This window comes from Corynebacterium lipophiloflavum DSM 44291 (genome assembly GCF_000159635.1).
GTDB classification, from domain to species: domain Bacteria; phylum Actinomycetota; class Actinomycetes; order Mycobacteriales; family Mycobacteriaceae; genus Corynebacterium; species Corynebacterium lipophiloflavum.
On the sequence record NZ_GG667191.1, the window covers coordinates 418,946 to 441,052 of the forward strand.

Annotated in this window: 27 protein-coding genes; 22 read left to right on the top strand and 5 right to left on the bottom strand. The window is 64.5% G+C overall.

The features are described from left to right. Positions 1–4: 4 nt before the first annotated feature. The 9 genes from rplB (at position 5) to HMPREF0298_RS02130 (ending at position 6,633) form a co-directional block, all read left to right on the top strand. Positions 5–841 carry a 50S ribosomal protein L2 gene (gene rplB / locus HMPREF0298_RS02090; RefSeq protein WP_006839435.1) on the top strand — a complete coding sequence of 279 codons (837 nt, stop codon included), beginning with the start codon at positions 5–7 and terminating at the stop codon, positions 839–841. A gap of 16 nt (positions 842–857) precedes the next feature. After that, complete coding sequence (gene rpsS, locus HMPREF0298_RS02095; protein ID WP_006839436.1) at positions 858–1,133, top strand: 30S ribosomal protein S19; 276 nt, start codon at positions 858–860, stop codon at positions 1,131–1,133. Positions 1,134–1,136: 3 nt separating this feature from the next. Next, a complete protein-coding gene (rplV, locus tag HMPREF0298_RS02100) occupies positions 1,137–1,505 on the top strand; it encodes a 50S ribosomal protein L22 (RefSeq protein ID WP_006839437.1) in 369 nt (122 codons plus the stop codon). Further along, positions 1,505–2,254 carry a 30S ribosomal protein S3 gene (gene rpsC / locus HMPREF0298_RS02105; RefSeq protein WP_006839438.1) on the top strand — a complete coding sequence of 250 codons (750 nt, stop codon included), beginning with the start codon at positions 1,505–1,507 and terminating at the stop codon, positions 2,252–2,254. Before rplV ends, rpsC begins: the two co-directional genes overlap by 1 nt. 4 nt (positions 2,255–2,258) lie before the next feature. Further along, on the top strand, positions 2,259–2,675 hold the full coding sequence (rplP, locus tag HMPREF0298_RS02110; protein WP_006839439.1) for a 50S ribosomal protein L16: 417 nt from the start codon (positions 2,259–2,261) through the stop codon (positions 2,673–2,675). Continuing rightward, positions 2,675–2,905: a 50S ribosomal protein L29 gene (gene rpmC / locus HMPREF0298_RS02115; protein ID WP_006839440.1), complete on the top strand. Its 231-nt coding sequence runs from the start codon at positions 2,675–2,677 to the stop codon at positions 2,903–2,905. The genes rplP and rpmC overlap by 1 nt, the downstream gene beginning before the upstream one ends. 2 nt (positions 2,906–2,907) lie before the next feature. After that, on the top strand, positions 2,908–3,222 hold the full coding sequence (gene rpsQ / locus HMPREF0298_RS02120) for a 30S ribosomal protein S17 (RefSeq protein ID WP_006839441.1): 315 nt from the start codon (positions 2,908–2,910) through the stop codon (positions 3,220–3,222). Between the two features lie 211 nt (positions 3,223–3,433). After that, on the top strand, positions 3,434–5,527 hold the full coding sequence (locus tag HMPREF0298_RS02125; protein ID WP_006839442.1) for a PhoX family protein: 2,094 nt from the start codon (positions 3,434–3,436) through the stop codon (positions 5,525–5,527). 65 nt (positions 5,528–5,592) lie between these two features. After that, positions 5,593–6,633, top strand: a complete 1,041-nt coding sequence (locus tag HMPREF0298_RS02130) for an LLM class flavin-dependent oxidoreductase (protein ID WP_006839443.1) — start codon at positions 5,593–5,595, stop codon at positions 6,631–6,633. Here HMPREF0298_RS02130 and HMPREF0298_RS02135 read toward each other — a convergent pair. Further along, positions 6,630–8,180, bottom strand: a complete 1,551-nt coding sequence (locus tag HMPREF0298_RS02135; protein ID WP_040422170.1) for a bifunctional hydroxymethylpyrimidine kinase/phosphomethylpyrimidine kinase — start codon at positions 8,178–8,180, stop codon at positions 6,630–6,632. The genes HMPREF0298_RS02130 and HMPREF0298_RS02135 overlap by 4 nt on opposite strands. Before the next feature lie 250 nt (positions 8,181–8,430). Here HMPREF0298_RS02135 and rplN point away from each other — a divergent pair, with 250 nt between their 5' ends. From rplN to rplE, 3 genes are read left to right on the top strand one after another with little or no spacing between them, the layout of a single operon-like run. Then, positions 8,431–8,799: a 50S ribosomal protein L14 gene (gene rplN / locus HMPREF0298_RS02140; protein WP_040422171.1), complete on the top strand. Its 369-nt coding sequence runs from the start codon at positions 8,431–8,433 to the stop codon at positions 8,797–8,799. Positions 8,800–8,802: 3 nt separating this feature from the next. Next, on the top strand, positions 8,803–9,117 hold the full coding sequence (rplX, locus tag HMPREF0298_RS02145) for a 50S ribosomal protein L24 (RefSeq protein WP_006839446.1): 315 nt from the start codon (positions 8,803–8,805) through the stop codon (positions 9,115–9,117). A 2-nt stretch (positions 9,118–9,119) separates the two neighbouring features. Then, positions 9,120–9,698 (top strand): 50S ribosomal protein L5, encoded by a 579-nt coding sequence (gene rplE / locus HMPREF0298_RS02150; RefSeq protein WP_006839447.1) that lies wholly within the window; start codon positions 9,120–9,122, stop codon positions 9,696–9,698. 74 nt (positions 9,699–9,772) lie between these two features. On the opposite strand, the gene HMPREF0298_RS02155 is transcribed toward rplE, so the two are convergent. Then, positions 9,773–10,564: a siderophore-interacting protein gene (locus HMPREF0298_RS02155; protein ID WP_006839448.1), complete on the bottom strand. Its 792-nt coding sequence runs from the start codon at positions 10,562–10,564 to the stop codon at positions 9,773–9,775. Between the two features lie 121 nt (positions 10,565–10,685). Here HMPREF0298_RS02155 and HMPREF0298_RS02160 point away from each other — a divergent pair, with 121 nt between their 5' ends. The 4 genes from HMPREF0298_RS02160 to HMPREF0298_RS02175 are packed head-to-tail and all read left to right on the top strand — an operon-like array spanning position 10,686 to position 14,510. After that, the gene (locus tag HMPREF0298_RS02160; protein WP_006839449.1) at positions 10,686–11,630 is read left to right on the top strand and encodes an ABC transporter substrate-binding protein; all 945 of its coding nucleotides are present in this window, start codon (positions 10,686–10,688) and stop codon (positions 11,628–11,630) included. A gap of 32 nt (positions 11,631–11,662) precedes the next feature. Beyond that, entirely contained in the window at positions 11,663–12,676 is a 1,014-nt protein-coding gene (locus HMPREF0298_RS02165; protein WP_083789484.1) for a FecCD family ABC transporter permease, read from the top strand. After that, positions 12,677–13,678, top strand: a complete 1,002-nt coding sequence (locus tag HMPREF0298_RS02170; protein WP_006839451.1) for a FecCD family ABC transporter permease — start codon at positions 12,677–12,679, stop codon at positions 13,676–13,678. A gap of 22 nt (positions 13,679–13,700) precedes the next feature. After that, positions 13,701–14,510 carry an ABC transporter ATP-binding protein gene (locus HMPREF0298_RS02175; RefSeq protein WP_006839452.1) on the top strand — a complete coding sequence of 270 codons (810 nt, stop codon included), beginning with the start codon at positions 13,701–13,703 and terminating at the stop codon, positions 14,508–14,510. 88 nt (positions 14,511–14,598) lie between these two features. Here the strand turns inward: HMPREF0298_RS02175 and HMPREF0298_RS02180 are convergent, their stop codons facing one another. Beyond that, the gene (locus HMPREF0298_RS02180; RefSeq protein WP_006839453.1) at positions 14,599–15,081 is read right to left on the bottom strand and encodes a carboxymuconolactone decarboxylase family protein; all 483 of its coding nucleotides are present in this window, start codon (positions 15,079–15,081) and stop codon (positions 14,599–14,601) included. A gap of 143 nt (positions 15,082–15,224) precedes the next feature. On the opposite strand from HMPREF0298_RS02180, the gene HMPREF0298_RS02185 reads away from it, so the two are divergent. Continuing rightward, complete coding sequence (locus HMPREF0298_RS02185; RefSeq protein WP_157464341.1) at positions 15,225–15,956, top strand: DUF2786 domain-containing protein; 732 nt, start codon at positions 15,225–15,227, stop codon at positions 15,954–15,956. 78 nt (positions 15,957–16,034) lie between these two features. Continuing rightward, on the top strand, positions 16,035–17,540 hold the full coding sequence (locus HMPREF0298_RS02190) for a lipase family protein (RefSeq protein WP_006839455.1): 1,506 nt from the start codon (positions 16,035–16,037) through the stop codon (positions 17,538–17,540). Here the strand turns inward: HMPREF0298_RS02190 and HMPREF0298_RS02195 are convergent. Both HMPREF0298_RS02195 and HMPREF0298_RS02200 read right to left on the bottom strand, forming a co-directional pair. Further along, on the bottom strand, positions 17,526–18,332 hold the full coding sequence (locus HMPREF0298_RS02195; protein WP_006839456.1) for a formate dehydrogenase accessory sulfurtransferase FdhD: 807 nt from the start codon (positions 18,330–18,332) through the stop codon (positions 17,526–17,528). The two genes, HMPREF0298_RS02190 and HMPREF0298_RS02195, sit on opposite strands and share 15 nt — an antisense overlap. A 65-nt stretch (positions 18,333–18,397) precedes the next feature. Beyond that, entirely contained in the window at positions 18,398–19,630 is a 1,233-nt protein-coding gene (locus HMPREF0298_RS02200) for an amidohydrolase (protein WP_006839457.1), read from the bottom strand. Between the two features lie 413 nt (positions 19,631–20,043). On the opposite strand from HMPREF0298_RS02200, the gene rpsH reads away from it, so the two are divergent. Genes rpsH through rpsE form a run of 4 tightly spaced genes read left to right on the top strand, consistent with a single transcriptional unit; the run spans position 20,044 to position 22,107 of the window. Then, the gene (rpsH, locus tag HMPREF0298_RS02205) at positions 20,044–20,442 is read left to right on the top strand and encodes a 30S ribosomal protein S8 (RefSeq protein ID WP_006839458.1); all 399 of its coding nucleotides are present in this window, start codon (positions 20,044–20,046) and stop codon (positions 20,440–20,442) included. 18 nt (positions 20,443–20,460) lie between these two features. Further along, on the top strand, positions 20,461–20,997 hold the full coding sequence (rplF, locus tag HMPREF0298_RS02210; protein ID WP_006839459.1) for a 50S ribosomal protein L6: 537 nt from the start codon (positions 20,461–20,463) through the stop codon (positions 20,995–20,997). A 2-nt stretch (positions 20,998–20,999) separates the two neighbouring features. After that, positions 21,000–21,404: a 50S ribosomal protein L18 gene (gene rplR / locus HMPREF0298_RS02215; RefSeq protein ID WP_006839460.1), complete on the top strand. Its 405-nt coding sequence runs from the start codon at positions 21,000–21,002 to the stop codon at positions 21,402–21,404. Between the two features lie 40 nt (positions 21,405–21,444). Continuing rightward, on the top strand, positions 21,445–22,107 hold the full coding sequence (gene rpsE, locus HMPREF0298_RS02220; RefSeq protein ID WP_006839461.1) for a 30S ribosomal protein S5: 663 nt from the start codon (positions 21,445–21,447) through the stop codon (positions 22,105–22,107).

Sequence of the window (22,107 nt, forward strand, 5' to 3'; positions counted from 1 at the left end):
CACTATGGCTATTCGCAAGTACAAGCCGACAACCCCGGGTCGCCGCAACAGCTCCGTCTCCGAGTTCTCGGAGGTTACCCGCTCCACTCCGGAGAAGAACCTGCTGCGCCCGCTCCCGAAGAAGGGTGGTCGTAACAACCACGGCCACATCACCACCCGCCACCGCGGCGGCGGACACAAGCGCCGCTACCGCGTCATCGACTTCCGACGCAACGACAAGGACGGCGTGCTGGCGAAGGTCGCTCACATCGAGTACGACCCGAACCGCACCGCCAACATCGCGTTGCTCCACTACACCGACGGTGAGAAGCGCTACATCATCGCGCCCAAGGGCCTGACCCAGGGCACCGTGATCGAGTCGGGGTCCAACGCGGACATCAAGGTTGGCAACAACCTCCCGCTGCGCAACATCCCGACCGGTACCACCATCCACGCAGTGGAGCTGAAGCCGGGCGCGGGCGCGAAGCTCGCCCGCTCCGCAGGCACCTCCATCCAGCTGCTGGGTAAGGAGGGCAACTACGCGGTGCTGCGTATGCCGTCTTCCGAGATCCGCCGCGTGGACATCCGCTGCCGCGCCACCATCGGCGAGGTCGGCAACGCCGACCAGATCAACATCCGCTGGGGCAAGGCCGGCCGTATGCGCTGGAAGGGCTGGCGCCCGACCGTCCGCGGTGTCGTCATGAACCCGGTCGACCACCCGCACGGTGGCGGCGAGGGCAAGACCTCCGGTGGACGCCACCCGGTCAGCCCGTGGGGCCAGAAGGAAGGCCGCACCCGCAACCCGAACCGTTACTCCAACAACATGATCGTGCGCCGTCGTCGCGCGAACAAGAAGCGCTAAGAGGAGGTAAGCAAACATGCCACGCAGCCTGAAGAAGGGCCCGTTCGTCGATGAGCACCTCCTCAACAAGGTGGACGCTCAGAACGAGGCCGGCACCAAGCAGGTCATCAAGACCTGGTCTCGCCGCTCGACCATTCTCCCCGATTTCATCGGCCACACCTTCGCCGTCCACGACGGTCGCAAGCACGTGCCGGTGTTCGTCGATGAGTCCATGGTCGGTCACAAGCTCGGTGAGTTCGCACCAACCAAGACCTTCAAGGGTCACATCAAGGAATCGAAGGGACGTCGATAAGCGATGAGTGACACCATCACCTCCGCATCCGCGACGGCCAGGTTCGTCCGCGTCTCCCCGATGAAGGCGCGCCGCGTGCTCGCTTTGGTCCGCGGAAAGTCCGTCTCCGAGGCTCTCGCCATCTTGAAGTACGCCCCGCAGGGCGCATCCAAGGATATCGCCAAGGTTGTCGCGTCTGCGGCGGCCAACGCCGAGAACAACTTCGGCCTGGACCCGCGCACCCTGGTCATCGCCGAGTGCTACGCCAACGAGGGCCCGACCATGCGCCGCTACCAGCCGCGCGCACAGGGCCGCGCTTTCCAGATCCGGAAGCGCACCTCTCACATCACCGTGGTCGTCGAGTCCGCTGAATCTAAGGAAGGGGCTAAGTAATGGGCCAGAAAATCCACCCACACGGCCTTCGCCTGGGAATCACCGCTGACTGGAAGACCCACTGGTACGCCGACAAGAACTACGCTGATTACGTCGCTGAGGACATCAAGATCCGCGAGTTTCTCTCCAAGGGCCTTGATCGCGCCGGCATCGCCGACGTCGTCATCGAGCGCACCCGCGACCGCGTCCGCGTCGACATTCACACCGCCCGCCCGGGCATCGTGATCGGCCGCCGCGGCGCCGAGGCAGACCGCATCCGCCGCGAGCTGGAGAAGCTCACCGGCAAGATGGTTGCGCTGAACATCCTCGAGGTCAAGAACGTCGACGCCAACGCGGCTCTCGTCGCGCAGTCTGTCGCCGAGCAGTTGGTCAACCGTGTGGCTTTCCGCCGCGCGATGCGCAAGGCAATCCAGTCTTCGATGCGTAATCCGCAGGTCAAGGGCATCAAGATCATGACCTCCGGTCGTCTCGGCGGCGCCGAGATTGCTCGTGTCGAGCGCTACCACGAGGGCCGTGTGCCGCTGCACACCCTTCGCGCGGAGATCGACTACGGCATTGCCGAGGCACACACCACCTTTGGCGTCATCGGCGTCAAGGTGTGGATCTACAAGGGCGACGTCGTCGGCGGCGTGCGTGAGTCTGACCTCAACGCACCGTCGGGCGATCGTCGCGGACGCGGCGACCGTGACCGCCGCCCGCGCCGTGGTGGCCAGCGCCGCCAGCGCGCTGAGCAGAAGCAGGAGGGCTAAACACATGCTTATTCCAAAGCGAGTGAAGTACCGCCGCCAGCACCGCCCGCACCGCCGTGGCGTGTCCAAGGGTGGCAACACCATCAACTTCGGTGATTACGGCCTCCAGGCTCTCGAGCCGGCCTACATCACCAACCGCCAGATCGAGTCCGCTCGTATCGCGATCAACCGCCACGTCAAGCGCGGCGGCAAGGTCTGGATCAACATCTTCCCGGACCGCCCGTTGACCCAGAAGCCGCTCGGCGTGCGTATGGGTTCCGGTAAGGGTCCGGTTGAGAAGTGGGTGGCTAACGTGAAGCCGGGCCGCATTCTCTTCGAGATGTCCTACCCGAACGAGGAGACCGCTATGGAAGCTCTGCGCCGCGCAGGTGCGAAGCTGCCGTGCAAGGTCCGCGTGATTAAAAAGGAGGACCTGTTCTAATGGCTGCTGGTACCCCCGCATCCGAGTTCCGCGAGCTGACCGACGATGAGCTCCGCACCCGCCTGGCCGAAGCGAAGGAAGAGCTGTTCAACCTGCGCTTCCAGCTCGCGACTGGCCAGCTGACCAACAACCGCCGCATCTCCACCGTCAAGCGCGACATTGCACGCATCTACACCGTGCTGCGCGAGCGCGAGCTCGGTCTGTCTGTCGTCCCGGGAGCTGAGGCATAACCATGACTGAGGCAAACGTGACTGTAACTGACAACGCTGCAAACGAGGCAGCAAACGGCAAGAAGGAAAAGGGCCTGCAGAAGCGCCGCCGCGGCTACGTCGTGTCCGACAAGATGGACAAGACGATCGTGGTCGAGGTCGAGGACCGCAAGTCCCACGCGCTCTACGGCAAGATCGTGCGTTCCACCAAGCGCGTCAAGGCGCACGATGAGGACAACTCGGCCGGTGTGGGCGATCTCGTCCGCATCGAGGAGACCCGTCCGCTGTCCAAGGACAAGCACTTCCGTCTGGTCGAAATCATCGAGAGGGCCCGCTAAACTCAGCGCGCCTTCTAGCCGAAAAGCCCCGCCTCGTGCGGGGTTTTTTGCTTTTCGACGCCCCGTTAAACGCCCCGCGCACGCGGTGAACGCACTTTTGATTCACTAACTGTTCACCTCAGATTCTCCGGTGTGCAAGCGTCGAGCCTTAACGTTTAATGGGCCAGTTTCGACATCATGCTCATTTCGTGTGAAGACGGGGAGTCCAACCATGACCATCAAGGGCCTTAACCTTCTGTTCCAATCCAAGCGCTCCAAGCTGACCTGCACCTACAAGTGCGGTAACGCATGCTGGGGCGAGTGCGCCAACACGTCAGACAACGCGTACTTCGGTGACCTTGTCTCGCGTCGCGGCGTGCTCAAGTCCTTCGGCCTCGGTGTCGTCACCGTCGGCGGTGGCGCCGCGCTGGCGGCCTGCGGCACCGAAGCTGGCAACGGCGCGGCAGGTACGACGACCGCTTCCGCGGCAACGGGTAGCTCCTCAGCTGCTGCCACCGAGGTCAAGGCCCCGGAGGGGATGCAGTTCGAGCCTGTCGCGCCGAACACCGAGGACAAGGTCGTCGTTCCGGCCGGCTACGCCACCAGCGTTCTTATTGCGTGGGGTGACCCGATCTTCCAGGACGCCCCGGAGTTCGACCCGGAGAACCAGACTGCGGCCGCCGCGGAGAAGCAGTTCGGCTTCAACAACGACTTCGCTGGGCTGATGGACCACCCGGACGATGAAAACCGCATGGTGTACGTGTGCTCGCACGAGTACACCACCGAGCCGCAGATGTTCCCCGGCTACGACGCTGAAAACCCCACCGACGAGCAGATCAACATTGGTCTGGCGAACCACGGACACACCATCCTCGAGGTCTCCAAGGTGGGAGATACCGGTGAGCTCAAGCGCGAGTTCGGCCCGCTGAACCGCCGCATCACCGCGAACACCCCGTTTGAGCTCCGCGGTATCCTCGCTGGTGCTGACCTGGTCAAGACCAGCGCAGACCCGGAGGGCAAGATGGTTCTGGGCACGCTGAACAACTGCGCGGGCGGCATGACCCCGTGGGGCACCTTCCTGTCGGGCGAGGAGAATATCGACCAGTACTTCGCTAACGGTGCCGCCGTTACGGGCGAGCGCCCGGCCGCAGACGTGAAGCGTTTCGGCGTGGATGATGAGGCCTCCGAGCGCAAGTGGGAGCGCCTGCACGATCGCTTCGACCTGGCGAAGGAGCCCAACGAGTTCAACCGTTTCGGCTACATCGTCGAGATCAACCCGCTGGACCCGAACTCCACCCCGATCAAGCACACCTCGATGGGCCGCTTCAAGCACGAGGCCGGAAACGTCCACGTTGACAAGGATGGCACCGTGGTGTGCTACTCGGGCGACGATTCCCGCTTCGAGTACATCTACAAGTTTGTCTCCTCCAAGAAGATGGTCGAGGGCGACGTCGAGCACAACATGGGCATCCTCGACGAGGGCACCCTCTACGTGGCCAAGCTCGAGGGCGACTCCCCGCAGAGCGAGATCACTGGCGACGGCGACCTGCCCGCCGACGGCGAGTTCGACGGTAAGGGCACGTGGGTCAAGCTGCTGACTGTGACCGAGAATGGTGCCGAGTCGCATGTCGACGGCTTCACCCCCGAGGAGGTTGCGGTCTACACCCGCCTCGCGGCCGATGAGGTCGGTGCGACGAAGATGGATCGCCCGGAGGACTTTGAGGTCAACCCGGTCAACGAAAAGGTCTACGTTGCCCTGACCAACAACTCCTACCGCGGTGCGACCGGCGAGAACGCGTCGAAGAGCAAGGAAGACGTGATGGAGTACGCGCCGATCCGCGAGAACAAGAACGGTCTTGTCATGGAGATCGAGGATGACTTCGCGGGCGAGAACTTCACCTGGAACCTGCTTCTGGTGTGTGGTGACCCGGTTGCGGCGTCGACCTACTTTGGCGGCTTCGACAAGGACAAGGTTTCCCCGATCTCCTGCCCAGACAACCTTGCGTTCGACACCTACGGAAACCTCTGGATCTCCACCGACGGCAACGCGCTGGGCAGCAACGACGGTCTCTACGCTGTTGGCCTCGAAGGCGAGAACCGCGGCCAGGTCAAGTGCTTCCTCACGGTGCCGAAGGACGCTGAGACCTGTGGCCCGATCGTGACCGAGGAGCGCGTGATGGTCAACGTCCAGCACCCGGGCGAGTCGGACGACGCGACCTACGAGAACCCGACCTCCAACTGGCCGGAGGGTGGCAACTCCGTGCCTCGCCCAGCCGTGGCTGTTGCGTGGCGCGAGGACGGCAAGGAGATCGGCGTCGAGGCGTAGCCGATTGACCCCCCTGGTGGCCGGGGGAAAGGAACAAATGTTGACGTGTCTACGTTGAACGGGGCATGAAGAAGTTTGGATTCCTTTCCTTCGGCCACTACGCGTTTTCCGGGCAGCAGGGCCCAGGCGCGAAGCAAACCCTGCAGGACACCGTAGAGATCGCGCGGCAAGCGGACGCGATCGGCGTCAACGGCGCCTACGTCCGGGTGCATCACTTCGCCCCGCAGTTCTCATCACCGATCGCGCTGCTCTCCGCAATGGCCGCGGTAACGAAGCACATCGAGGTGGGAACGGGTGTGTTGGATATGCGCTTCGCCAACCCGCTGCAACTCGCCGAGGACATCGCCACGCTCGACCTGCTCTCCAACGAGCGCGTCGCCCTCGGTGTGTCCCGCGGTTCACCCGAGCCCGCCGACAAGGGCTGGGAGTCATTCGGCTTCACCGCCCAAGCGGACAACGGCGCGGACTTAGCAAGGGATCACTTCGAGCGCTTCATGGCCGCGCTGCGCGGCGAGGGGATGGCGGTCTCGGCGCCGCTGGACAGGCAGTACCCGCGGATGTATCGCCCGGGCATCGATCTGCCGGTGCTGCCGCACTCGCCGGGCGCGGACCGCCGCATCTGGTGGGGCGCGGGGTCCTTCGAGTCCGCTGAGCAGGCCGCCCGTGACGGGGTGAACCTGATGAGTTCGACGCTGATCAGCGAGGCCGACGGGTCGTCGTTAGGCGAGCTCCAGGCCCGTCAGATTCAGCGCTACCGCGAGTCGTGGGCCGAGGCCGGCCACGAGTGGACGCCGCGCGTGTCGGTGTCGCGCAGCGTTTTTCCGATCGTTGACGACACCTCGCGCCGCCTGTTCGCGATGCAGGGCAGCTCGGAGCAGATCGGATCGCTGGGGGAGGGCAGGCAGGTGACCTTCGGCAAGACTTATGCCGCCGAGCCGGACCAGATCATTGCGGAGCTCAAGGCGGATCCCTCGATCCAGGCCGCGGACACGCTGATGCTGACCATCCCGAACCAGCTCGGGGTGGACCTCAACGTTAAGATCCTCGCCGACTTCGCCGAGCACATCGCCCCGGCGCTGGGCTGGGTGCCGGCCAACGAGAGCTAGCGCCGGCCCGCCTGGTCGAAGAAGTCGCGCTCGTAGTAGCAGGCGTGCATGAAGGCATCCGCCGCTTGTCGATGCTGCGCCTGAGTCGCCGCAGCCAGAGCCTCTTCGGCGCGCGCGATCGCCTCGCGGGCCTCGCCCACGAATTCTTGGCCGCTATAGGTGTCCAGCCAGGCGCGGTAGGCGTGAGTGGGGGAGTTGCTGTCCGCCAAGTACAAGCCCACCTCGGCGTAGAGCCAGAAACACGGCAGAACCGCGGCCACGCCGACGGGGTAGTCCTCCAGCGCGACCTTCGCCTTGAGGAAGCTGACGTAGCCCAGGGTCACCGGAGAGATCGGGGTGGTGTCGACGTCGATGCCGTGGTCGCTAAACCACGAGCGGTGCAGTTCCTGCTCCGCGACGATCGCTTGCTGGGCGGTGTGCGCCCACCACACTTGCTCGTCGGCCGCGGGGGCTTTGGCGCTCAAACCCGCGAGCGCGCGGGAGTAGTCGCCGAGGTAGTGTGCGTCCTGGGCGAGGTAGAAGTCGAACTCGTCGCGCGCCAGCGTGCCGTCGCGAAGGTCCCGGATAAAGCCCGAGCCGAGGATCTGCGGCCAAACGACGCGCGCCGCCATCTCCCAGAGCCGACGCGTGTGCTCGCCGGCGGGCGCGATCCGCGGGGCGGGCAGCGGCGTATCGACGCCCCCCTCATGCCACCGGTCCGTCTCACCCCAGGGGCGCGTGGAACCGCTCGCGGCGCGGCGCCGCAGGGCGTGGAAGTGGTCGACGGGGCCGTGGCCGCCCCCGACGTGCAGCGCGTCGGCGTGAGAAATCGCCTCGTGCAGCCAGTGCGAGGCCCACTCGGCGGCGGCGTTTCCGGAGGCGTCGATAGTTAGGCGCGTGGCCAGGGCGGACGACAGCGAGCAGCCCGTCCCGTGCGTGTTGGGAGTGTCTACCCGCGGCACCTCGATAACGTGCACCTCACCGGCAGGGGTGACCAGCGCGTTCGAGGCGTGCCCACTCGTGAGGTGGCCGCCCTTGACCAGCACGCTGACGCCGGTGTCGGCGGCAAACGAGGCGCCCTGGGCAACCGCAGCGTCGAAGTCGGTGGCCGCAGCGGCGCCGGTGAGCACCGCGAGCTCCGGGATGTTGGGGGTGACCACCGTGGCGTGGTCGCGGATCAGCTGGCGCAGTGCGCCTTCCGCATCCGTGCTGAGCAGGCGATCGCCGGAGGTGGCCACCATGACGGGGTCAACCACGACAACAGGGACCGGGTGCTGCGTGAGGAAGGAGGACACGGTTGCGGTGGTGGCGGGGTCGCCGAGCATCCCGATCTTGACGGCGTCGACACGGACATCGTCGAACACGGCCTCGAGCTGGGCTGTGAGAAAATCCTGCGGTGGAGTATGGACCTCGCGTACACCGCAGGTGTTCTGCGCCACGAGCGCGGTGACCACGGCCATACCGTAACCCCCGGCGGCGGCGATGGACTTGAGATCTGCGTGAATTCCCGCGCCGCCGGTCGGATCGGTGCCGGCGATGGACAGAACGCGGGGCTGCTGATTGGACATGCACACCGGTTTACACCAAAAAAGCGAAGCGGCGTCCGGGGTTTTGCTTTCTGCGAGGTCGGCGTGGTTGAATATACAGGTTGTCTTGAGCTGGTCGGGGTTTCCCGCGCGTTTCCGAGTGGGAGCCCCGAGACCCTTCGACCACGGCCGCGTGGTTCGTCGATAAGCGAAGAGGCACAAGTAAGCATTGACCACGTGCGCGCAGGACGGAAATCTGGCGCACTTTGAAACCAGGTCAGGAGAGACCCTAGTGATTCAGCAAGAATCGCGTCTGAAGGTCGCCGATAACACTGGTGCACGAGAAATTCTGTGCATCCGCGTCCTCGGCGGCTCTGTCCGACGCTTCGCCGGCATCGGCGACACGATCGTCGCCACCGTGAAGGAAGCCACCCCCGGTGGCAACGTCAAGGAGGGTGAGGTCGTTCGCGCCGTCATCGTCCGCGCCAAGAAGGAGACCCGTCGCCCGGACGGCTCCTACATCTCATTCGACGAAAACGCTGCCGTTCTGATCAAGAACGACACTGAACCCCGCGGTACCCGTATCTTCGGCCCGGTCGCGCGCGAGCTGCGCGACAAGAAGTTTATGAAGATCGTTTCTCTCGCACCGGAGGTGATCTAACCCATGAAGATCAAGAAGGGCGATATGGTCCAGGTCATCTCGGGCAAGGACAAGGGCGCTCAGGGCAAGGTCATCGAGGCTTACCCGCAGCGCGACAAGGTCCTCGTCGAGGGCGTCAACCGCATTAAGAAGCACGTCGCTAACTCCTACAACGAGCGCGGCGCCGAGTCCGGCGGCATCGTCACCCAGGAAGCGCCCATCCACGTCTCCAACGTGATGGTCCTGGATTCCGACGGCACCCCGACTCGCGTGGGCTACCGTTTCGACGAGAACGGCAAGAAGGTCCGCGTGGCAAAGTCGAACGGGAAGGACATCTAAGCATGGCTGAGAACTACACCCCGCGCCTGAAGAGCCGCTACAAGGACGACATCCGCGCCAAGCTGACCGAGGAGTTCGGCTACGACAACGTCATGCAGATCCCCGGTCTGACCAAGATTGTGGTCAACATGGGCGTTGGCGATGCTGCCCGCGACTCCAAGGTCATCAACGGTGCCCTCGAGGACCTCACCGCAATTACCGGCCAGAAGCCGCAGCTGCGTCGCGCGAAGAAGTCGATCGCAAACTTCAAGCTCCGCGAAGGAATGCCGATTGGCGCCAAGGTCACCCTGCGCGGCGACCGCATGTGGGAGTTCCTGGACCGCCTGCTATCCGTGGCCTTGCCGCGTATCCGCGACTTCCGCGGCCTCAATGACAAGCAGTTCGACGGTGCTGGTAACTACACCTTCGGCCTGAACGAGCAGACCATGTTCTACGAGATCGACATCGACAAAGTCGATCGCGTCCGCGGCATGGACATCACTCTGGTGACCACCGCAACCAACGACGAGGAAGGCCGCGCTCTGCTGCGCCACCTCGGCTTCCCGTTCGCCGACAAGGACGGCAAGATGCAGCGCGCTTAACTAGCCGCCGCGAGACGACGCACCCCCGCACGCGCCCTTTCCAAGAAGGGTCGCGAGCGGGGGTGCCTTTTGGCTTATGGCCGGGCCTTGCCGTGAAACCAAAACGGCACCCATACAACGTCTTCGCGAGCGACGCCCCACGTATTGATGGCGAGCGAGCGCACAGCCTTAGTGAGCGCGCCCTCGCCAGAGACCCACACGGAATACGGCGCGCGTGCGTGGTAAAGCGCGCGCAGGGTGTCGAGTGTCGCCCCCGTCTCGGTGTGTTTGGGTGCGTCGACGACGGTGAGGCTGCGAAGCGCGTCGCCCCATTGGGTGAGGAGCCCGTCTTCGATCTCCTCGTCAGCCGTGACAACCGCAACGACATCGGTGAGCGCTAGCGCCTCCGGGGCATTCGCGCGCTGGAAGTCGAGGATGTGGCGCAGCGCGGGGAGCGCGGAGGCGTCGGCGACGAGCAGCTGTGATCCGGTAGGCGGCGTCCACAGCGCTGGGCAGGTGAACATTCCCGCCGTCGCGCCTGGACGGGCGCGGCGGATCCACCGCGAACCGGGGCCGGAGTCGCCGTGGGTGACCACGTCGACGTCGATCAGCTTTTTGTCCTTGTCAAGCCTGCGGATGGTGTACCAGCGCAGGTCGGGGCGGGTGTCCTCGGGCAGTGCCGCGACCGCCGCGCGGATGTTGACGCCGTCGATGTCAAACGGCTCGAAGGCGCGGCCGGGTTTGGGCATGACGAGGCCGAAGTACTCGTCCGGGCCGGTGAGGGGGAAGTCAGCGAATGCATCTGTGGTGAATGTCAACCTGTGCAAGCGGGGCTTGAGCTGCTGATTATCGAGCAGTGTGACGGTGTGGAGGGCGTGGTTATGCATGGCACCAATCAGTCTCTAGTAAGGCAAGGCTTGCTTTAGTACATCGTTGGCGCTTAGTATACATCTCGCCCTCATTTTAGGCACGTTGATGTGTCGTAAATCGAAAAAGTTAAGGAATCGAATGGGAATTTTCGCGCGCAAGCCCACCACTGCAGTCGCGCTTGTGGCCGCCGCAGCACTCGCACTCACAGGCTGCACACGAGGAGAAGGCGAGCCTGCCACAACCGATGGCGCAGGTGAGGCGAGGATAGCAAGCCTCGGGCTTGGCGACGTCGACACGCTGCTCGCGCTCGATGTCACCCCCGTCGCCATTGCCCCCTGGGGCGCCGAGGGCGACGGGGACGAAAGTGGCGTCGGGCCGTGGTCGAAGGAGCTGCTCGGCAGCGCGCGACCGGCGACAATCTACAACACGGCCAGCGGCTTTACCGCCGATGTCCTCGAACAGGTCGCCGCCACCGAGCCCACCCAGATCATTGCGGTCAACCAGGCCGTCGACGTCCAAGCCCAGGACTCGCTCGAGCAAATCGCGCCGACCACGCTCAAGCCCGAGGGCTACGACAACTGGCAGATCCCCTGGGACAAGCAGGTTGAAACAATCGCCGCGGCCGTGGGTAAGCAGGCCGAGGGTGAGGAACTGATCGCGCAGACGGAAAAGGCTTTCGCAGACTTCCGAGACAACCACCCGGAGCTCGTCGGCAAAAGTGCTGCAATCGTGATGCCCTACGAGGGAAAGATTGGCCTCTACACCGCCGGCGACGGGCGCGGGCAGTTCATCGAGAACCTGGGCTTTAGCATCCCGACCGAGCTTCAGGGAGACGGCTCCAGCTTCTTCGTCGACTACGCCCCCGAAAACTACGCGGCTTTAAACGGCGTGGATTACCTATTCGTCCTGGACTACAACGGCGCGCTCACCGCGCTGGAGAACGACCCAACGTTCCAAAACCTGGACATCGTCAAAGACGGCAGGGTGCGCTACCTTGCCACCGACGTCGGCAACGCGATGAGCATGCCCAACCCGGTGACCATTCCGTGGGCGATCGACAAGTTCACCGAGCAGCTGTCCTAGCCCAGATTGACACGAGAGAAACCTCGCCCACGATGAGCGCCGAACGACGAAGCACACGTCATACCGGCATTGTGTGCACCGCGCTGCTCGTCGCCGTCGCTGCGGCGGTCGTGGCGTCGTTGTTCGTCGGCTCCCGCGCCGTGCCGGCGAACGAGGTGCTTCTTGGCCTGCGCGGTGCCGGCACGGCAGAGATTCGGGGAATCGTGTGGGACCTGCGCGTCCCGCGCACGCTCCTTGCCTTCGCAGTCGGTGCCTCGCTTGCGCTGGCAGGCGCGCTGGCCCAGGCGTGGACGCGCAATCCGCTCGCCGATCCCGGCTTTATCGGGATCACCGCGGGTGCTTCCTGCGCCATGGCGATCGGGGCGGTGATGGGCGTGAGCGCCACTTTCACCGGCTCACTCGCCCTCGCTTTCGGGGGTGCCGCCGCGGCCACCGGCGTGGTCATGCTCATTGCGCGCCGGTCGCTGTCTCCTTTCACCTTGATTCTCGCCGGGGTCGGGGTCGACGCGTCGCTGCGCTCCGCCGCAACCCTGCTGGGATTATTCGACACGGAAGTGTTCGACTCCATGCGCCACTGGGTGGTCGGCTCCACCTTTGGCCGTGGTTACGTAGAAGCGGCCGTCGCCTGGGCCGGGTGTGCCGTCGGTGGGGTGTGTGCTCTGCTTGCTGCACGTCCCCTCGACCTGTTGGCGATGGGCAGGGAAACCTCCCTTGCCCTGGGCGGCTCGGAGCGGCGAGCGCATGTTGGCGCCGCGGCTGGGATCGTGCTCTTGGCCGGCAGCGCTACCGCGGCAGCCGGACCGGTCGCCTTCGTCGGGTTCGCCGCCCCGCACATCATGCGCTGGCTGGTCGGCCCGCAGCTCACGGTCTTGCTGGTTCCAGCCGCGCTTTTCGGGGGCACGATCGTGTTGCTTGCCGATGTCCTCGGCAGGCTCGTGCTTACCCCAGGGGAGCTGGAAATGTCCATCGTGCTCGCGTTCATTGGCGCTCCGCTGCTCATCGCCGCGGTGCATCGGGGCGCAGGTGCGAACAAGGCGGTGATCTAGATGCGGCAAACCTCACGACTCATCGGCGCCACGGTGCTGTTCGCCGCGATCGCGGCCGCGGCCTACATCGCGCTTTTGGGCCAAGGCGCCGTACAACTGAGCCCCGCCCAGGTTCTCAACGTTTTGCGTGGCGGTGGATCAAGCCGCGAGATTGCTGTGGTGTGGGATCTGCGCCTGCCGGTTGCCGTGGCCACGCTCCTTGTCGGGGCCGCGCTCGGGATGGCAGGGGCGTGGACCCAAGCGATGGCGCGCAACCCGCTGGCGTCGCCCGACATCCTCGGCGTGACTTCGGGGGCCGCGCTACTCGTCGTGCTGGGAACGGTGACGTACCGCCCGGAGTTTTCGCAAGCACTGCCCGACTTCTGGTGGCGCGCCGCTCTCGCGCTCTGCGGTGCCGCGGGCGTGGTCGTGCTGCTAGTCGCGCTCGGCGGGGTGGGCACCGGTGACCGAATCGTGCTCACGGGGGTTGCTCTCTCACTGATGCTTCACGCCGCAGTGAGCTACCTGCTGCTCAAAGCCGAGGTGCTGCGTGCCGTCGAGGCGCAGACGTGGCTGGCGGGCTCGACTGGTTTTGTTCGGATGGATGGCGTTATCGCGCTGAGCGTTGGAGTGCTCCCGTTCATTGCCCTCGGGTTGTGGTGTGGGCGGGATCTGCCGTTGCTTGCCCACGACGACACTTCTGCCACCGCGCTGGGTGTCAACCTTAAGGCGCAGCGCGCGGCTCTGTTAGTAGCGGCGACGGGGATCTCGGCGGTGGTGGTTTCTGTGGTCGGGCCCATCGGTTTCGTCGCGCTGCTCGCCCCGCACCTGGGGCGCATCGTTGCGCGCACGCCGAACCCGGCGCCGGTGGTATCCGCCGCAGCGGGTGCCGCGCTGCTCGCGGTATGCGCGGTGGTGGCGGGGCTAATCCCCGCCGCTGCACCCGTAGGCGCGGTGTCATCAGCTATCGGCGGCGTCGCCCTCGTATTGCTGGTGTGGCGGCAGTCTCGGAGCACACGATGAAGACAAGGCGAGGTAGGAAATAATGAACGCAGGGCAACCAGTCGTCGCGCGCGATATTGTCGCAGGTTACGGCAGCAGCAGCGACGTGCTGCACGGTGTGAGCTTGGTCGCTCGCCCTGGCGAGGTGACCACTTTGATCGGCCCGAACGGATGCGGCAAGTCGACGCTGCTCAAGGCAATGTCGAAAATTCTCATTCCCCGGGCCGGCACGGTGACGGTTGCGGGTCAAGATGTTCACTCTCTGTCGTTTCGCCAGGCAGCGACGCACATTGCGATGCTCGCGCAGAACCCCGTCGCCCCTGATGGTCTGCGCGTCGGAGAGCTTGTCGCCCGCGGCCGCCACCCGCACCGGGACCGCCTGCGGGGCCTTGGCGCCGAGGACCGGGAGGCGATCGAGCGGGCCTGCGCGGAAACCTCAGTCACCGAGCTCGTCGATCGCGACATTGCGGAGCTCTCCGGCGGGCAGCGCCAGCGCGTGTGGCTAGCGATGGCGCTCGCGCAGGACACACCAGTTTTACTTCTCGACGAACCAACCACGTTCCTTGACCCCGCCCACGCCATCGCCATGCTCGAGCTCGCCCGCGGCCAAGCGCGCCGGGGCAAGGCCGTGGTGATGGTGTTGCACGATCTGATGCTGGCGGGGATGTACTCCGACACCCTGGTTGTGATGAAGCAGGGGCGGATCCTGGCCGAGGGCACCCCCGCGCAGGCGTTGATTCCGCAGGTATTGGAGCAGGCCTACGGGCTGCGCGCCGAAGTGTGGGAGGACCCGGCGGGAGACTCGCCGGTCATTGTCCCGCGCGGCGTTGTATACAGCGATTGGCCCAGCTAAAGGGGTATCGCTTGAGCGGGTGCCCTGTGGTCTAGGGGGTTAGGTGTGCGTGTCCCTTCGCTGAGTATGCATTCGCAAGCGCCGAGCCCTAGAGCGTCGCGTCGTAGTCGTGGTCGAATTCGATGGTGGATTTAATCGCGTCCGCGTTGGTTCGCGTGGTGATGCTCAGCCGGTTAAACGTGTTGATCGCCAGGATGCTCACCAGCACGTCGTGCGCGCCCTGGGTGCCAAAGTGCTTCTCGACGCTGTCCCACAGCTCGTCGGGTACGGATTCGTAGCCGTCAATGTGTGTCACCGCGTCGGTCAGGGCGAGCACCGCGGTTTCCTTCTCGTCGAAGCGGTCGCGATGGTTGGTCCAGTCCTCTGCACGCAAGATGCGCTTTTCGTCCCAGCCGTCAGCGCGCGCATCACGACGATGCGTGGTGATGCAGGCTTTGCAGTCGTTGATCACCGACGCGCGCAGCGACACCAGGTGCCGGTAGGCCTGATCGACGTTGCTACCCGAGTACTTGACCATGGGAAGTATGGAGCGCAGCGCCTCGCCGCGCATTTGTTTTCTCGCCTCCACCATGCCCGCGAGCCTAGTGGCGGGTCGGAAGCTTATCCACAATTGGCAGTTATCCACAGGCGTTGACCTCCGGCGGGTACGAGTGCGGGTTGCTCAGGTAGCAGTTGGGGAGGAACAACTCACGGACAGGGGGAATGGGCAACATCATGGCAACGACCGAGAAAATCAAGGACAAGGTGCAAAAGCTGCTGAATCAGGCGGCGGATCGGCAGGGCACGGCCGAGGGGGAGTCCTTCTACGCCAAGGCTTTTGCGCTGATGGCCAGCCACGGCTTCGATGAACGAGACCTAAACTCACCCGATGAGGGAGATGACGTGGCGCACCACACCGTTGAGATCCGCGGGGCCTACGCGGACATGCAAGCCGCCCTCTTGCTCGGCATCGCCGGGGCACTTCACTGCACCGGGTTTGGCCAGCGGGTGCGCCGCAGCACGAGGATCAGTTCGGTGGCCATTTTCGGGCTGCGCCGCCACCTCGACCGCGTCAACCTGCTCTTCACGCTGCTCAACCCGGCGATGATCGCGGCTGCGAGGACGATCGTCGCCGGCCCGTACGACGCTACTTCCACGGTCGTGCAGCGCCGCTCGTTCATGACTGGCTTCGCGCACAGCATCGCTTCCCGGCTGAGCGAGGCGGAGCACAGCGTCGCGGAAACAGCGGGCCAGTACGCGCTAGCGCTTGTCGACGACTCCAGGAAGGCGCGGCAGGCTCAAGAGGAGTTTGGTCGCCACCACGGTCTGTACTTCGAGGACTTTCGCTCGCAGCGAACCTTCGACGGCGCGTCCTACGGTCAGGGAGTGGAGGCGGGGGAGAGGTCCGATTTGGGGCAAACCCGCGTCGGGTCGCGGCGGGCGCTTCCGCCCAGAAATATTACTTAGCAAAACCATAACATCTACATATGTAGACCACTAATGTGACCTACCGTACGTAATTGGGCTTAAGGTGCGGGAGGTCACATGAGTTTGGTGGGTTCGGCGAAGGTGTGGCCGTCTGCGGCCGCAGCAATCACGGCGAGCGCGGTAGCGGTGTCGGCGGTTCTCGCTGGCGGGGGCCATGCAACGGCCGCAGAAGGATCACTGGAAGGCTCCACGGTCGGGTCGTCGGTAGTGACGCAGGGGCGCGTCCAGCCCAGTGCCGTGGACCCCTTCTACGACACTTCCGGCGTCGCCCCGAGCCGGGTCGGCGAGATTCTTCGCACGCAGCCGGCGCCCTATTCGGGAATTCTCGGCAACGGCTCGCCGGGCCTTCCCACCAGTGTGGACAAGATCATGTACACCACCGAAGATGCGGACGGCATGTTGGTGCCCGTGACCGGGTACGTGCTCGAACCAACGGTGCCGTGGCGCGGTGAGGGCCCGCGCCCCACCGTGGTGATCGTGCGCGGGACGGTCGGGCAGGGCGACCATTGCGCGCCCTCGCGCAACTGGCCGCTTGACGGGCAGCCAGATCCGGTCTACACGGGCAGGACGGTCAACCTTGAGGGCAACTACGACATGATGTTCGCCAGCCAGGGCGCACGCGTTGTCGTCACAGATCTGATCGGGATGGGCACCCCGGGCCTGCACACGTATATGAACCGCAAGGACCAGGCGCACGCGATGCTCGACGCCGCGCGCGCCGCGCGGGAGCTTGTTGAAAGCCGCGGCGGGCAGTTCGGCAAGGTGGCCGTCTACGGGCACTCCCAGGGCGGCGGTGCATCGGCGGCAGCGGCAGAGGCGCAGCCCGATTACGCACCCGACGTGAACCTGGTGGCCAGCTACGCTTCGGCACCGCCGGCGGACCTCATTAAAGTCCAGGAAAACATCGATGGCTCAGACCTTTCCGGCGCGATCGGTTTTGCGATCAACGGGCTGAAAGTCCGCTACCCCGAGCTCGGAGAGATCATCGACGCGAACGTTTCTCCAGCGGGGCGCGATGCGCTGGAGAAGGTGGCCAACATGTGCACCAACGACATCATGAGGGAGTACGACGGCGTCTACACCCGCGAATGGATCAGCGGAGACCGCTCGCTTGGCGAGCTGGCCGACGAGTACCCCGCCGCGCGAAAGGCAGTCGACGAGCAGTTCATTGGCAATGGTGCGCCGAAGGTTCCGGTGATGATCGTCTCCGGCCCCTACGACCAGAACGTCGCATACGACCAAGCCAAGGTCCTTGCCCGCGCCTGGTGTGCGAAGGGGGTGCTCGTGGTCTACCGCGATGATATCCTCCCGCCGCTGTCCACCTACAACCACGTGGCCCAGGCGGTTTCAGGTGGTGCGTTCGGTATCCCGTTCGTCATTGACGCGTTCCACGGCCGCATGCCGGCGCAACCGACGGTGTGCACGAACTTCGAGGGCAACCTCGGTTCCTCCGCCACTGATCTCAGCTCTGCGGTGAGCTCGCTGCCACTGTCCAGCGGGCTCGTCCCGCAGGGGGTTGAGACGGGCTTGAGTTCGGGAACTCAGGGCTCAGGGCGTTTGTAGGCCCGCGTAGACCCTGACGCGGTTCGCGCTCGCGCGGGCCACCAGCGTCATTCCTGCGTGGCGGGCTAGCTCCACTGCCAGCGACGTCGCGTCCGCAGTGGTCACGATGGCGGAAATCCCCGCCATCAACGCTTTGCGCGCGATCTGAAACGTCACCTGCGAGTCGAGCACCAGAACGCGCCCGGACGCAGGAACCGCGGAGTCGAGAACCAGAGCGCCAACGAGCTTGTCGACGGCGTGGGCAACGTTTAGGTCCTCTCGCCGCAGCACACCGTCAGCCTCCGCGGTAGCGACAACCGCGTTTCGAGTCGGTGCCTTGGCGCTGCCTTCGACGACCAGGTAGGCGAAGCGAAACCACGTTTCATCGGCGACATCAACCGGTGTGACCGGACCAGGAGCACTGTGCACGATCTCCGAGATGGTTTGCTCCCGGGACACGCCGCAAGAATCCGCAAGCGGTGAGACGGGGGCGAGCGGTGCTGCGATGTCAACGTCCATCAGGTTGTAGGTATTGCGTCCACCGGTGTCCACGGCGCCCGCGCAGTAACGCGCCGTTGCGACATCGGAGGCGTTGTTGATCAGCCCCTCAGTAAACAACCACCCATGAACGAGTTCCACGTCGTTTCCCGGGGTGCGGGTCGTGGTCAACAGCGTAACGCCGCGCGAGCGCAGTTGCAGTGGTTCCTCCGCGGCCGCGGTTCCAGCACGCGTGTCGGAGAAGACCTGTGCCGCCCCGGAGGCGTCGTCAAGCGACAGCGTCGTCACTGCAAAGCTGCGGTTGATCCGTCCCACGTGCCACCTTCCTTGCGTTGACTTTCGCCCATGAGGATTACGAGCCTACCCATGTCGCGATCTGCCTAGGACGTCAACCATGCCGCGGCGGCGACAACGATCGCTTCGACTCCGCGATCCAGCGTCGGTTGCAGGTCCGGGGCGAAGGCCGGGTTGTGATTGCCGGGCGCGTTGGCTTGATCGGCGAAACCGCCAAGGCCCCAGAACGTGTACGGCACCCCCAACTCGCGCGGAATGACCGAAAAATCCTCCGAGGCCGGCACCGCGTCGAGGTCGACCGAAAGCTCACCGAAGTATTCATCGAACGCTGCGCGGACGGTATCCGTGGTGGCGGGGTCGTTATCCGTCAAGGGGTATATGTCGTAATAGGAAAATTCCGGCTCCTGTGGCGAACGGGCCGCCTCGCACTCGGCGCGGACGATCCGCTCGATCGCTTCCTTGATGTGGTCGCTGACCTGTTGATTGTAGGCGCGCGTGTTAATCAGAAGCTTCGCCGACGCCGGGATGATATTCGACTTGGAGCCGGCATTGAGAGCGCCGACCGTAACCACTGCGGTATCCTTGGCCACGACCTCGCGTGAGACAATCGTCTGCAGCCGCAACACGATGGTGGATGCGAGTACAACCGGGTCAACGCCCAGCTCCGGCATCGCGCCGTGGGAACCCTTGCCGTAGACCTTGACTTTCACGGAGAAGGCTTGGGACAACACTGCACCGCGCCGGGTGCCCACCGCACCGCCAGGTAGCGACCCTAGGACGTGCTGGCCGAGGTAGACATCGGGGGCCGGCATGACATCTGCGACGCCGTTGTCCAGCATGTCGCGAGCTCCTTCGGCGGTCTCCTCCGCGGGTTGGAGAACGCCTACGAACGTGCCCGACCATTGGTCCGGATGGTTGTGAAACGCCTCGAGCGCGCCGAGCAGGCTCATTAGGTGGACATCGTGGCCACAGGCGTGGGACGTGGGCACTTCCGCACCGCTTTCCTTGTCCACCTGTGGTGCTGTGGATTGATACGACTTGCCGGAGTCCTCCTTGAGCGGGAGGGCGTCGATATCTGCGCGCGCGGCTACGACCGGCCCGTCGCCGTTAGTAATCGTTGCGACGAGCCCCGTCTCGCCTACGCGCTGATAGGAAATGCCGCGGGACTCAAGTTCCGCGGCAATGCGGTTTGCCGTCTCCACTTCCTGCATGGACAGCTCGGGGTGTTGGTGGAAGTGCTTGTACAGCTCTTCGCGCTCGGATCGAGTAGCGTCAAGGTCTGACAGGATGGACCGTACTTGGGCGATGTTGAAAGACATGGGTTGTGGCTCCGTTTCTCATGCACGGTAGACGTGGGCTCACCCGCCAGACTAGCTGCGCGACGGATTTGTGCGCGGGCGGACTGGAAGACAAACGTCCCTGGTAGCAATTTGCTTCTTAGCTGCTGCGGCCGGTAGGGTTCTCGTTTGGACTTATGGGCCCGACGCATGGCGTCCATGAAGGTTCAACAAGTTCATTTAACTGCACATCCAACTTTGTTGCAGGCCCCCCGCCGACATGCGGACCGGGTGTATTGGGAGGCGGCGAGCGCCCCGCGTTACTGAGCGTGGGGAGCGTTGAGTAGCCCCCAACAGACCACACGGATAACGCGACCATTCCACGAAGCAGTTTGTGGGGGTCAGGTGGGTTTTTAAAGGGAACCGCAACGAGAAAGGTAAAACGGTCACTTCACATGACGATGACTGATCCAATCGCAGACATGCTGTCTCGCGTGCGCAACGCAAACAATGCGCAGCACGAGACCGTGTCTATGCCCTCCTCCAAGTTGAAGGTCAACATCGCGGAGATCCTCAAGCAGGAGGGCTACATCGCCGACTACAAGGTTGAGGAAGAAAAGGTCGGCAAGACGCTGACCCTGGACCTCAAGTACGGCCCGACGCGCGAGGCTTCCATCGCTGGACTGCGCCGCGTGTCCAAGCCGGGTCTGCGCGTGTACGCAAAGTCAAACGACCTGCCGCAGGTTCTCGGCGGCCTTGGCGTGGCAATCATTTCCACGTCCCAGGGCCTCCTGACCGACCGTCAGGCCCAGGAGAAAGGCGTAGGCGGAGAAGTTCTCGCCTACGTCTGGTAAAGGGAGGTTGAACAGACTATGTCACGCGTAGGTAAAGCACCCATCGCAATCCCGAACGGCGTCGAAACCAAGATCGACGGCCGCAACGTTGAGGTCAAGGGCCCGAAGGGCACCCTGGCACTCGAGCTTCCGGAGCCGATCACCGCTTCCGTCGAAGAGAACGAAATCGTGGTCTCCCGACCGGACGACAACCGCACCAGCCGCGCGCTGCACGGCCTGTCCCGCTCGCTCGTCAACAACCTCGTTGTCGGCGTCACCGAAGGCTACAAGATCAACATGGAGATCTTCGGCGTCGGCTACCGCGTCCAGGCCAAGGGCAAGGACCTCGAGTTCGCCCTCGGCTACTCCCACCCGATCCTGATCCAGGCACCGGAGGGTATCACCTTCGCTGTCGACGGCAACACCAAGTTCTCGATCGAGGGTATCGACAAGCAGCAGGTTGGCCAGATCGCCGCGAACATCCGCCGACTGCGCAAGGATGACCCCTACAAGGGCAAGGGCATCCGCTACGCAGGCGAGCAGGTTCGCCGCAAGGTCGGAAAGACGGGTAAGTAATCATGAGCAACACCGCAGAGAACACCAAGCGCACCCCGGTCGGCAAGGACATCTCCTCGCGCCGCCGCGAGGCACGCGCACGTCGCCACTTCCGCATCCGCAAGACCCTGCGCGGCACCCCGGAGACCCCGCGTCTCGTCGTGCACCGCTCCTCGCGCCACATGCACGTCCAGGTCATCGACGACCTGGCCGGACACACCCTGGTGTCCGCTTCCACCATGGAGGCCGACATCCGCGGCACCGAGGGCGACAAGAAGGACAAGGCCGCCAAGGTCGGTGCCCTCATCGCGCAGCGCGCAAAAGAAGCCGGCATCGAGGCAGTGGTTTTCGACCGCGCCGGGTACAAGTACCACGGCCGAGTCGCGGCTCTTGCCGACGCAGCTCGTGAAGGTGGTCTGAAGTTCTAATGATCACCGAAACCATCACCATCAACGGAAGGAACGCGTAATGGCCGAACGTGAACGGCGTGACGGCGGACGCTCCGCCGACAACCAGAACAACAACGACCGCAACCAGCGCAACAACGACCGTGGCGAGCGCGGTGGCCGCGGAGGCCGCCGCGACCGCGACGACCGCCGCAACCAGAACGACGATCGCGACAAGTACATCGAGCGCGTTGTCACCATCAACCGTGTTGCCAAGACCGTCAAGGGCGGCCGCAACATGTCCTTCACCGCGCTCGTCGTCGTCGGCGACGGCCAGGGCATGGTCGGCGTCGGCTACGGCAAGGCGAAGGAAGTTCCCGCCGCTATCCAGAAGGGTGCTGAAGAGGCCCGCAAGAACTTCTTCCGCGTCCCGATGATCGGCGGCACCATCCCGCACCCGGTCCAGGGTGAGGCAGCCGCCGGCATCGTCATGCTGCGCCCGGCCGCACCGGGTACCGGTGTCATCGCCGGTGGCGCCGTGCGCCCCGTTTTGGAGTGCGCCGGCGTGCAGGACATCCTGTCGAAGTCTCTCGGCTCCGACAACGCCCTGAACGTGGTTCACGCGACCGTTGCCGGCCTCAAGGAGCTCGTGCGCCCCGAGGAGATTGCCGCCAAGCGCGGCAAGCCCGTCGAGGACATTGCACCGGCCCGCATGCTGCGCGCACGCGCAGGACAGGAGGCTTAA